This is a genomic window from Prosthecobacter debontii, assembly GCF_900167535.1.
Classification (GTDB): Bacteria; Verrucomicrobiota; Verrucomicrobiia; order Verrucomicrobiales; family Verrucomicrobiaceae; genus Prosthecobacter; species Prosthecobacter debontii.
On record NZ_FUYE01000025.1, the window covers coordinates 33,202 to 43,605 of the forward strand.

The window sequence follows — 10,404 nt, forward strand, 5'->3', positions numbered from 1 at the left end:
AACACCGAGCTGGCCCAGGTGAAGCCGCCGCCGAAGGCGACGAGGAGGACGATGTCGCCTTTCTTGATCTTGCCCTGACGATGGGCTTCATCCAGAGCCACGGGGATGGTGGCGGCGCTGGTGTTGCCGTATTGGTCCAGGTTCATGAAGGTCTTCTCCGGAGGCAGGCCGAGGCGATCCGCAATGGCGGTGATGATGCGGGCATTGGCCTGGTGCGGGATGACCATGCTGATATCCTCTTTGGTTAAACCGGCAATCTCCAGAGCCTGCTCAGCGGCCTGGCACATGCGGGTGACGGCGTGCTTGAAGGTCTCACGCCCTTCCATGTGGATGGTGTTCGGGCGGCTGAGGACGTTTTCAGGCGTGATCGGGCAGGCGCTGGCACCACCGGGCACCTTGAGCAGGTCGGTCAGGTTACCATCGCTGCCCATGACGGTGGAGAGCACACGGCCAGGGGCGTCTTCACTCTCTTCGGCGCGGCGGATGACCACGGCTCCGGCACCATCGCCAAACAGCACGCAGGTGTTGCGGTCCTGCCAGTTGATGAGGCTGCTGAGCTTCTCCGCCCCGATGACGAGGGCGGTGGTGCGGTTACCGGTATTGATGAAGTGGCGGGCGACCTGAAGCGCATACAGGAAGCCGGAGCAGGCGGCGCTGATGTCAAAGCAGACGGCATTCGCGGCGCCGATCTTCTTCTGCACGATGCAGGCGGTGGAGGGGAAGAACATGTCCGGCGTGACGGTGGCCACGACGATGAGGTTGATGTCCTCGGCGGTGATGCCTGCGGCCTCCATGGCGCGGCGGGCGGCTTCACTGGCCAGATCGCTGGTGGCCTGATTCTCGGCAGCGATGCGGCGGGCTTTGATCCCTGTGCGGGTGGTGATCCATTCATCGGAGGTGTCCACGAACTTGGACAGGTCGTCATTGGTCATGACTTTCTCCGGCATGTAGCTGCCGGTTCCGATGATGCTGGAGGCGCAGAAGGGCTGCGAACTAGGCTTGGGCATGGATGAGAAGATGTTGGGAGATAGCGGCCTCGATGTGAGGATTGACCTGATGGGTGATGGTCTCGCACGCCATGCGGATGGCGTTTTTCATGGCATAGGCATTGGCACCGCCATGGGCGATGATGGTGATGCCGTTGAGACCCAGGAGGGGCATGCCGCCCGATTCGTCGGCACTGGTTTTTTTGTGAATGCGTTTGAAGGCGGGCTTGGCCAGCAAGCCGCCGATCTTGGTGCGGGCGGAGCTGACGATCTCGGTCTTGATCATGCCAAAGAGGGCATGGGCCAGGGCCTCGGAGGTCTTCAGGATGATGTTGCCGGTGAAGCCATCACAGACCACGACATCGGGCGGAGTTTCCCAGAGGTCATGACCTTCGACATTGCCGATGAAGTGGATGCCTGGGGTGGTGCGCAGGAGCTTGCCGGTCTCTTTGCACAGGGCGTTGCCTTTTTCCTCCTCGGTGCCGTTGGACATGAGGCCCACGCGGGGCTCTTTGCGGCCGAGCACGTGCTTGGCATAGGCGCTGCCCATGAGGGCGTTCTGGACGAGGTGCTCGGGCAGGCTGTCCGGATTCGCACCGGCATCGATGAGCACCCAGGGGCTGGTCATGGAGGGCATGATGGCGGCGATGGCCGGGCGCTCGATATGGGGCAGGGTGCGCAGCTTGATGAGGCTGGCGGTGACGGCGGCTCCGGTGTGCCCGGCGCTGACCACGGCATCGGCTTTCCTTTCCTTCACCAGATCCACGGCGCGGGCGATGGAGCTGTCCTTCTTTTTCCGCACGGCGTCCAGGCCGCTGTCGCTCATGTCCACCACCTGGGTGGCGGGCACGATCTCCAGCTTGTCACTGGCGGGGATGCCCTGCGCCTGCATCTCACGCTCGATGGCCTCAGGCGAGCCCACGAGGTAAATCTTCTCGATCTGCGGCAAGGTTTCCAGGGCCAGCTTCACGCCGCCCATGGGATTTTGTGGGGCGCAGTCACCACCCATGACATCCAACGCGATTTTCATGCCTCTGGAGCTAGTTTTTTCAAAATGAGAGTGTCAGTGTAAAGCGTGCCTCAGGCAGTTTGCAAATGCGGATTCATCCTCACGGAAGGGTTCTTTGCCGTCCGGGACAAATGGCACCCCTGTCAGGGCCGCCAAAAACGATGGTTGTTGGCAGACCCGAATTAGGCCATGATCGCCGCAGTGACTTCTCCCTCAGCCTCGCAAACTCCCACGGCGATCTGGACCCAGGCTGGGGGCTCGGTGATTCTCAAACTCTCCGGTGAGTGGAAACGCGGCGGCCCTGCGGTGACGGTGGAGGGGCAGGTGCCGGAAAAGCCGGCCGATCGTTATGAGACGGAGGGGCTCGAGGAGTTTGACTCCACCCTCCCGGCCTTCCTCCTGGCCCATCTCCGCGCCGCTCCGCCAGGGGAGGGGGAGACGGCCTCTCTGGAGGGCCTGCCTGAGAATCTCCGTGGCCTCATGGAGCTGGCCCTGGCCGTGCCGGAGCGCAGTGAGGCGAAGACACGCAGCGGCCAGAGCTCAGACCTCCGGGAGCTGGGTAAGCTCACCCTGCGCATCTGGGCGGGCATGAAGGCCATGGCGGAGTTTGTCGGTGAGTCGGTGCTCTCGGTGGGGCGGTTCTTCACCGGGCGGGCGCGGTTTCGGCAGCAGGATTTCTGGATGACGCTGCAGGAGTGCGGCATCGAGGCACTGCCCATCGTCTCCCTCATCAGTTTCTTGATCGGCCTCATCCTGGCCTTTGTCGGGAATGTGCAGCTCACCAACTTCGGGGCCAATATCTTCGTGGCGGATCTGGTGGGCATCGCCATGGTGCGTGAGATGGGTGTGGTGATGACGGGCATCATCATGAGTGGCCGCACCGGCGCCGCCTTTGCCGCGCACCTGGGCAGCATGAAGGCCAATGAGGAGATCGATGCCCTGCGCACCTTCGGTTTGAACCCGTTCGATTTCCTCGTGCTGCCGCGCCTGCTGGCTCTGCTGCTCATGCTGCCGATTTTGACCATTTACTCGAACATCATCGGCATCCTGGGCGGCATGCTCGTGGGGGCCATGGTGGGCATTCCCCCGGTGCTTTACTGGAATGAAACCGTGGCCGCCATTGATCTCACCACCTCCTCCCTGGGCGTCTTCAAGAGCTTCTTCTTTGCCGCCGCCATCGCCATCAGCGGCTGCATGCAGGGCATGATGGCGGGGAACTCCTCCGCGGCCGTCGGCCAGGCCACCACCCGGGCCGTGGTGGCCTCCATCACCGCCATCATCATCCTGGACTCCGCCTTCGCCGCCATCTTTACCGTGCTGGATATCTGACCTCGTTTTTCCCCCATCCCACTCCCTCATCCCTCCTCCCTCGCATGCCCGCCTCACCTCCAGCCCCCCAGACCGCTGCCGCCGCCGCCGCTCCCGCTGCCGCTCAGGCCAGGGTCTCCGTGCGTGAGGTGACCATGGCCTACGGCTCCTTTGTGGTGATGAAGGATCTCACCTTCGACATTCAGGCCCAGGACATCTTTGTGATCATGGGCGGCAGTGGTTGTGGTAAGAGCACGCTGCTGCGCCACCTCATCGGCCTGCGCGAGCCTGCCCGCGGCCAGGTCTTTTACGATGGGGAAAACTTCACGGCGGCCGATGACGAAGGCCGGGAGAAATTCATCCGCCGGTTTGGCGTCATGTATCAGTCCGGCGCTCTCTGGTCCTCCCTCACCCTGGCGGAAAACATCGCCCTGCCTCTCCAGGAGTTCACCCCCCTCTCGGCCAAAGACATCCGTGACCTGGCCGCCTACAAGCTGGCGCTGGTGGGCCTCTCCGGCTATGAGGACTACTACCCCAGCCAGGTCAGCGGCGGCATGAATAAACGCGCAGGCATCGCCCGAGCCATGGCCCTGGACCCGGACATCCTCTTCCTGGATGAGCCCGGCGCCGGGCTGGACCCGCTGAGCTCCCGGCGGCTGGATGATCTCATCCTGCGCCTGCGGGATAGCCTGGGCTCCACCGTCGTCATCGTCACCCACGAGCTGGCCAGCATCTTTGCCATCGCCAACAACAGCGTCTTTCTGGATACGGAAACACGCACCCTCGGGGCCGTCGGCAACCCGTCCGAGCTGCGGGATCATTCCGATAATCCCAATGTGCGACGCTTTTTGAATCGAGGGGCGGAGTCCGAGTCTCCCGTCTCCAGTTCCTAGTCCCGTGCCCCGTCTAACTTTTTATTTGTTCACCTCATGAGTCAAAAGGCCAACCCCACGCTGATCGGAGCATTCACGCTCTTCGGTTTGCTCATCGCAGCCATCGCAGCCGTGCTTTTCGGGGCCGGAAAGTATTTCGAGCGGACCCACCGCATCCTCCTGCACTTTGATAAAAGCGCCGTCGGCCTCCAGGTCGGCTCAGACGTGCGTTTCGGCGGCGTGCGCATCGGCACCGTCTCCTCCATCCATGTGCTGGTGGATACGGAGCAGAATCGCAAGATCATCCCCGTGGTCGTGGAGCTGGCGGAAAAACAGATCAACACCATCGGCTCCACCTCCGGCCTCAGCATCGACTTCTCCACCCGGGAAGGCGTGAAGCGCGCGGTCGATCGCGGCCTGCGCGCCGGGATGAAGCAGCAGAGCCTGCTCACCGGGCTGCTCTACATCGAGTTCGACATCGTCCCGGATCAGCCCGGCTTCGTCTATGACGGCCGCACCGTCGCGGATTACCCCACCGTGCCCACCATCGCCACCGAGATCGATGAACTCATCGCCGGAGTGGCGGATGGCTTGAAAAAGATCAACTCGCTGGATCTCGAAGGCATCGCCAAAGACCTGCGCGGCGTCCTGGAATCGGCCCAAAAACAGATCGATGACCTCGACCTGAAAGCCATCAGCGACAACGTCACCGCCGCCACCGCCGACATCCGCGCCATCACCTCCAACGAGCACCTGCAAAACGCCATCAAGCACCTCGATGAATCCCTGGTGGAGTGGAAGCAACTCGCGGCCAAAGCCAATGCCGGCATCGACCCTCTGATCGCCGATTTCTCCAAAGTGGCCGATCAAGCCACCGCCAGCCTGGAGGAGATCCAGCAGGTGGGCAAAGAACTCTCCAGCGTGACGAATCCGCGCGGCCCCGTGCTCATGCGCCTGCAGGCCGTGCTCCAGGAAACCGAGCGCGCCGCCCGCGCCATCACCGAGCTGGCCAATGACCTGAAACGCAATCCCAACGCCCTGCTCATGGGCAAGGAACACAAAGACTGACTCGATGACTACCTTTCTCTCCCGCTCCCTGCCGGCCTGGGGCCTCGCGCTGCTCGCGCTCGCCTCCTGCAGCACCTTCAAGCCCGTCAATGACCCCGCCACCCGGCATGTGCTGGACCCCGCCATCCCGTTCAAGGCCGGTTCTTCCTCCACCCCCGCCCTCGCCGTCGCCCGCCCCTCCTTGCCGAGCTACCTGGACCGCCAGCAGCTCGTCAGCCGAGACGCCACCGGCTCCGTGAAAGTCATGGACTCCCAGCTCTGGCTGGAGCCTCTGACCGAAGGCATCGCCCGCGTCACCGCCGCCAATCTCAGCCGCCTCACCGGCTCCACCACCATCCTGCCCGTGAGCGACTTCCTCACCCTGGACTACACCGGGCTCGTGGAACTGCGCGTGCTGCGATTTGATCCCGACGCCACCGGGGCGATGATCCTCGAATGCACCTGGCGCATCCAGACCGTGCGAGGCACCGAGCTGCCCTATCAATCCTTCCGCACCGAAGTGCCGCTCCCCCCCGGCGCCAGCGCCGCCGACCACGTGAAAGCCATGAACGACGCCCTCGGCCAACTCGCCCGCAAGATCGCCACCCGAGCGTGAAGGCATGAAGGGCAGGGGATGAAGCGCATCAGCCCGCGAGGTGATCCGACTCCTGACCCCTGACCCCTGACCCCTGACCCCTGACCCCTGACCCCTGACCCCTGACCCCTGACCCCTGACCCCTGATCACCACTCCCTCCCCCCAAGAAAAATCGTTGCTTTCTGGCCCGCCATGTTATTGGTTATGCCACGTGAAGGGGGCATAGCTCAGTTGGTAGAGCGTTTCGTTCGCAATGAAAAGGTCAGGGGTTCGAATCCCCTTGTCTCCACGCTTGAATTGAAAGGGAGGGCGTAGCTGGGGGTGCAACGACGAAGTCGAGTTGCTCCAACAGGCGTTAAAAGTTCGGCTCTTGCCACAAGGATAAATGACTCAATCGGACTGAAAACCCGTCAAGGGGGCAAAATCGGGTGGCTGGAGACAGAAGGCAATTCACGCTGAGCGAACGGCTGATAAGCACAGGATCTGTTTGATGCTTATTTCACGATTGGTAAGTGTGTAAAAAAATAATCTTGACTTAGCATACGAGCGTGACATGATGGTGCCTGCCAGTCAAAAAGAAGCCCGAGCTACCTCGTGGCAACCCGGGCCTTTTTGAACCGATGACGCTCGAGAGCGACGATCAGCCTAGACATCTGAATTGTAACTCGGAGGCGGTAGAGGTGCAACAATTTCCCTCCAGTGGCTGGCCTGGCGGTTTTTTAAAACGCTAGACCTAGATACACGCCATGGCAACAAGCCACCAAATACGCTACATCAATAAAACCAACCGCACCAGTGCGCACGAGCGCATCCAAAACGTGGGAGGTATCAACCCTGACGGGAAACGCTGGAAACTCACCCTGGACGAGGCCATTGAAGGTATCGAATCGGGAAAGTGGACCTTTTACGTGAGCGTCGGGGGAGACACGGTCAGGGTCATCGTCGCCAAGAGCGCCGCAGGAAATAAATACCTGAAGACCATCAACGACGGTGATCAGCCCAACAACCTGCTCAGCCTGCCTGAGTGCCCACCATGAACCTGATCCCCATCGGCCAAATTGCATCTGTCCGCATGGGGGTCACCCTGCGGGGTCGGGACGCGACTCGTCCCGACCCCAACGGGTCTTGCCAGATGATCCGCATCAGCGATGTCTCGGATGATGGACACCTCACGAACCCTGACCTTTTGAGATTTGAGCCCGGCGAATCCGTCAAGCCAGACCTGTTTCTGCGATTCGGGGATGTCCTGGTTCCCAATCGCGGCCTCCGCACCACCGCCTATGCTTTTGATCTGCCTGATCAGAATGTCATTGTCGGTGCCCAGTTTTTCATTGTCCGTTGTGACTTCAGTCGTGTTTTCCCAGAATATTTAGCCTGGTTTCTTCGCAGCGAGACCGCTGCACAGCATTTTTCCACGCATCGCAAAGGCACCTTGGTGCAGACCATTCAGCGGGGAGATCTGGCGGGCCTCGCCTTACCCTTGCCTCCATTAACCAAGCAGGCTGTCATCGTGGAACTTGACAAGCTGGCCACCCAGGAACGCCAGTTGTCAGAGCGGCTCGCCTTTGTTCGTCATCAGCATCTGCAATCCACCCTTCTGCAAAAAGCCCCCCTTTCCTGATCTGTCCCCCTATGCGCAAAGTCAACCAATCTGAAATCAACGACGTCACCTGGCGTGCCTGTGACACCTTTCGGGGCGTTGTGGATGCTGAAAATTACCGCAACTACATCCTCGTGATGCTCTTCTGGAAGTACATGTCCGATGTCTGGCGCGACCACCGGGATGCGTACATGATCGAATACAAAGGTGATGAACAGCGCGTGGCCCGTCGGTTGGCCCGCGAACGCTTTCAGCTCCCTGACGGCTGCGACTTCCTCAGCCTCTACAACCAGCGTAATGAGCCTGACATCGGCGAACGCATGAACGTCGCCCTGGCGGGTATTGAGGAGGCCAACAAGGCCAAGCTCACCGGCGTCTTCCGTGAGGTGGATTTCAATTCGGAAAACAAGCTCGGCCAGACCAAGGACCGCAATGCCAAGCTGAAACTCCTGCTCCAGGACTTTGCCGATCCACGCCTGGACCTGCGCCCTTCCGTTGTGGGGGAGGAGGATGTTATTGGCAATGTGTATGAATACCTGCTGGAGCGCTTCGCCTCGGATGCCGGGAAAAAAGCCGGAGAATTCTACACCCCTGGTCAAGTCTCCAGCCTGCTGGCCAAACTGCTGGCCCCGAAGAAGGGCGACACCATTTGTGATCCTACTTGCGGCTCCGGCTCCCTGCTCATCAAGGTTGGGCGTCAGGCCGATGAACGGGACTTTGCTCTCTTTGGCCAGGAAATGAACGGCACCACTCATGCCCTCTGCCGAATGAACATGTTCCTTCATGGCATGGACAACTTCCGCATTGAGTGGGGCGACACGCTGCGAAATCCACGTCTGGTGGAAAATGACCAGCTCATGAAGTTCGACATCGTCGTCGCCAATCCTCCCTTCTCCCTGGACAAATGGGGATATGAAGAGGCTGCGGCAGATCCCTTCCATCGTTATCATCGCGGCCTGCCGCCTAAGTCCAAAGGCGACTGGGGTTTCATCACCCACATGATCGAGACTGCTCGCGAGGCCACCGGCAAGGTCGGCGTCGTTGTCCCTCATGGCGTTCTGTTTCGCGGAGCTGCGGAGGGGAAAATCCGTCAGAAGCTCATTGAGCAAAATCTGTTAGAAGCCGTTATCGGCCTTCCGGCCAATCTCTTCTTCGGCACCGGCATCCCCGCCGCCATCCTGCTGTTCAATAAAGGCAAGACCCATGGTGATGTGCTCTTCATTGATGCCTCACGCGAATACAAGGATGCCAAGAACCAAAACGTCCTCACGGACGAGCATCTGCAAAAAATCGTCGGCACTTACCGGGCCTTCCAGACCGTGGAAAAATACGCCTACCGAGCCACGCCCCAGGAGATCGCCGACAACGATTTCAACCTCAACATCCCCCGCTACGTGGACACCTTTGAGGAGGAGGCCGAAATTGATCTCGATGCCGTGAAGGCCGACATCACCCGTCTCGAATCCGAACTCGCCACCGTGAGGGCGAAGATGCAGGATTATTTGGAGGAGCTGGGGGTATGAAACTAACAAAATGGCCGGTCTTTGAACTAGGCGAACTAGTCGCAACTAAGTCTGGAGGAACCCCTTCGCGTGGGAATCCCGGTTACTGGAATGGCACGGTCCCTTGGTTTTCAGGCAAAGATTTAAAGAGCCTTTATCTTCACGACTCGATTGAGCACGTGAGCGAAGAGGCCATTGGCAAAGGAACGAGAGTTTGTGAGCCAAACACGATTCTCGTGCTGGTACGCGGCATGACCCTCATGAAAGAGGTGCCTGTTGGTATCCTCCGCTGTCGAGGAGCGTTTAACCAAGACGTTAAGGCGCTTGTGCCCAATGACGCGTCGATGGACCCACGATTCATCGCTTACTTTCTGCGTGCAGAAAACGCGAGGGTTCGAAGCCTTGTGACAACCGCAGGGCACGGAACAGGAAGACTGCCTCTTGAAGCTCTCGAAGAATATCCTGTCCCTAAGCCACCCCTTTCCGAACAACGCAAGATCGCCGACATCTTGAGCACCTGGGATGATGCGTTGGAAAAGCTCGACGCTCTCATCAAAGTCCAGGAGCGCCGTAAGAAGGCCCTCATGCAACAGCTCCTCACCGGTCGCCGCAGGCTCAAGGGCTTTTCGAAGCCGTGGAAGCACAAGAGTTTGGATGCCGTGTTCGAGCGGGTTGACCGGACAATTGTAGGAGAGCCTGAGCATGTTCTCAGCAGCAGGTAGAGGCTTCGTCGATCAACGGGAGAAGTTCAGCCGGGTGATCGCAGGAAGGAACATCGAGAACTATGTTCTGCTCAAGAAGGGCGAGTTCTCTTACAACAAAGGCAACTCCGACAGATACCCACAAGGATGCGTTTATCGCCTTGAAGAGTTTGAAGAAGGAGCCGTGCCCAATGTCTGGATTTCTTTCCGGCTTCGTTCAGAAAGTGACTCCCCCTTGTTCTACAAACATTTCTTTCTTTACGGTGGCCTGAATCACGGCCTCCACCGCCTGATCAATGCAGGAGTTCGCAATGATGGGCTACTAAATCTAACCGCATCGAACTTTTTTTCGGTGACCGTGCCAACCCCTGAACCAGCTGAGCAAGCCCAGCTCGGGGAACTCTTCGAAAACCTTTCCATCTTCATCAAAAACCTCCGCACCCAACGCACCGCCCTCGACCAGCAAAAACGGGGTCTGATGCAGCGGCTGCTGACGGGGAAGATCCGAGTCAATCCATAAACGAGGACGCATTACCAATCATCGCCTGATCCGATGTTCACCAACCATTCCACTCTTCCGACTTCGGACGCCTCTCGTGCCCTTTCAGGGCACCGGGGTGGTGTGCTTGGAACGCATCCCAGGGCACCCAGGGCATCGCTTCGCTCAGCCCTGGGCTATGTTCTCCCGGCCCTTTGGGCCGCAATGAACGACCCCCAACGGGGAACCAGGCTCAAGCCATGCGATCCCGCTGCCCTTTGGGCCGCAATGAACGACCCCCAACG

11 protein-coding genes and 1 tRNA gene are annotated in these 10,404 nt (G+C 59.8%); 10 read left to right on the top strand and 2 right to left on the bottom strand.

Annotated elements, in window-relative coordinates; genetic code table 11:
* Together B5D61_RS23875 and plsX are read right to left on the bottom strand one after the other, a co-directional pair.
* A partial coding sequence (locus B5D61_RS23875) for a beta-ketoacyl-ACP synthase III (RefSeq protein WP_078815944.1) occupies nt 1-1,007 on the bottom strand: 1,007 nt, incomplete at its 3' end.
* Nucleotides 994-2,016, bottom strand: a complete 1,023-nt coding sequence (plsX, locus tag B5D61_RS23880) for a phosphate acyltransferase PlsX (RefSeq protein WP_078815945.1) — start codon at nt 2,014-2,016, stop codon at nt 994-996. The genes plsX and B5D61_RS23875, both read right to left, overlap by 14 nt.
* Before the next feature lie 168 nt (nt 2,017-2,184).
* On the opposite strand from plsX, the gene B5D61_RS23885 reads away from it, so the two are divergent.
* From B5D61_RS23885 to B5D61_RS23930, 10 genes are all read left to right on the top strand, one after another.
* Nucleotides 2,185-3,324: an MlaE family ABC transporter permease gene (locus tag B5D61_RS23885; protein WP_078815946.1), complete on the top strand. Its 1,140-nt coding sequence runs from the start codon at nt 2,185-2,187 to the stop codon at nt 3,322-3,324.
* Nucleotides 3,325-3,368: 44 nt separating this feature from the next.
* Nucleotides 3,369-4,196: an ABC transporter ATP-binding protein gene (locus tag B5D61_RS23890; RefSeq protein ID WP_078815947.1), complete on the top strand. Its 828-nt coding sequence runs from the start codon at nt 3,369-3,371 to the stop codon at nt 4,194-4,196.
* Nucleotides 4,197-4,232: 36 nt separating this feature from the next.
* Nucleotides 4,233-5,243, top strand: a complete 1,011-nt coding sequence (locus tag B5D61_RS23895; protein ID WP_078815948.1) for an MlaD family protein — start codon at nt 4,233-4,235, stop codon at nt 5,241-5,243.
* A 109-nt stretch (nt 5,244-5,352) separates the two neighbouring features.
* Nucleotides 5,353-5,838, top strand: coding sequence for a PqiC family protein (locus tag B5D61_RS23900; RefSeq protein ID WP_176159641.1), 486 nt, complete (start codon nt 5,353-5,355; stop codon nt 5,836-5,838).
* Nucleotides 5,839-6,034: 196 nt separating this feature from the next.
* Nucleotides 6,035-6,107: transfer RNA gene (locus tag B5D61_RS23905), tRNA-Ala, on the top strand.
* A gap of 457 nt (nt 6,108-6,564) precedes the next feature.
* Nucleotides 6,565-6,855 carry a DUF3892 domain-containing protein gene (locus tag B5D61_RS23910; protein WP_078815950.1) on the top strand — a complete coding sequence of 97 codons (291 nt, stop codon included), beginning with the start codon at nt 6,565-6,567 and terminating at the stop codon, nt 6,853-6,855.
* On the top strand, nt 6,852-7,439 hold the full coding sequence (locus B5D61_RS23915; RefSeq protein WP_078815951.1) for a restriction endonuclease subunit S domain-containing protein: 588 nt from the start codon (nt 6,852-6,854) through the stop codon (nt 7,437-7,439). The genes B5D61_RS23910 and B5D61_RS23915 overlap by 4 nt, the downstream gene beginning before the upstream one ends.
* Before the next feature lie 11 nt (nt 7,440-7,450).
* Nucleotides 7,451-8,941 carry a type I restriction-modification system subunit M gene (locus B5D61_RS23920; RefSeq protein ID WP_078815952.1) on the top strand — a complete coding sequence of 497 codons (1,491 nt, stop codon included), beginning with the start codon at nt 7,451-7,453 and terminating at the stop codon, nt 8,939-8,941.
* Nucleotides 8,938-9,642 (top strand): restriction endonuclease subunit S, encoded by a 705-nt coding sequence (locus B5D61_RS27260; protein ID WP_078815953.1) that lies wholly within the window; start codon nt 8,938-8,940, stop codon nt 9,640-9,642. The genes B5D61_RS23920 and B5D61_RS27260 overlap by 4 nt, the downstream gene beginning before the upstream one ends.
* Nucleotides 9,623-10,141, top strand: coding sequence for a restriction endonuclease subunit S (locus tag B5D61_RS23930; protein ID WP_078815954.1), 519 nt, complete (start codon nt 9,623-9,625; stop codon nt 10,139-10,141). Before B5D61_RS27260 ends, B5D61_RS23930 begins: the two co-directional genes overlap by 20 nt.
* The last annotated feature ends 263 nt before the right edge of the window (nt 10,142-10,404 follow it).

What these genes read in the sequence shown, in the direction of transcription:
- plsX (WP_078815945.1), bottom strand. Translation starts at nt 2,016, where the DNA reads ATGAAAATCGCGTTGGATGTCATGGGTGGTGACTGCGCCCCACAAAAT.
- B5D61_RS23885 (WP_078815946.1), top strand. Translation starts at nt 2,185, where the DNA reads ATGATCGCCGCAGTGACTTCTCCCTCAGCCTCGCAAACTCCCACGGCG.
- B5D61_RS23890 (WP_078815947.1), top strand. Translation starts at nt 3,369, where the DNA reads ATGCCCGCCTCACCTCCAGCCCCCCAGACCGCTGCCGCCGCCGCCGCT.
- B5D61_RS23895 (WP_078815948.1), top strand. Translation starts at nt 4,233, where the DNA reads ATGAGTCAAAAGGCCAACCCCACGCTGATCGGAGCATTCACGCTCTTC.
- B5D61_RS23910 (WP_078815950.1), top strand. Translation starts at nt 6,565, where the DNA reads ATGGCAACAAGCCACCAAATACGCTACATCAATAAAACCAACCGCACC.
- B5D61_RS23915 (WP_078815951.1), top strand. Translation starts at nt 6,852, where the DNA reads ATGAACCTGATCCCCATCGGCCAAATTGCATCTGTCCGCATGGGGGTC.
- B5D61_RS23920 (WP_078815952.1), top strand. Translation starts at nt 7,451, where the DNA reads ATGCGCAAAGTCAACCAATCTGAAATCAACGACGTCACCTGGCGTGCC.
- B5D61_RS27260 (WP_078815953.1), top strand. Translation starts at nt 8,938, where the DNA reads ATGAAACTAACAAAATGGCCGGTCTTTGAACTAGGCGAACTAGTCGCA.
- B5D61_RS23930 (WP_078815954.1), top strand. Translation starts at nt 9,623, where the DNA reads ATGTTCTCAGCAGCAGGTAGAGGCTTCGTCGATCAACGGGAGAAGTTC.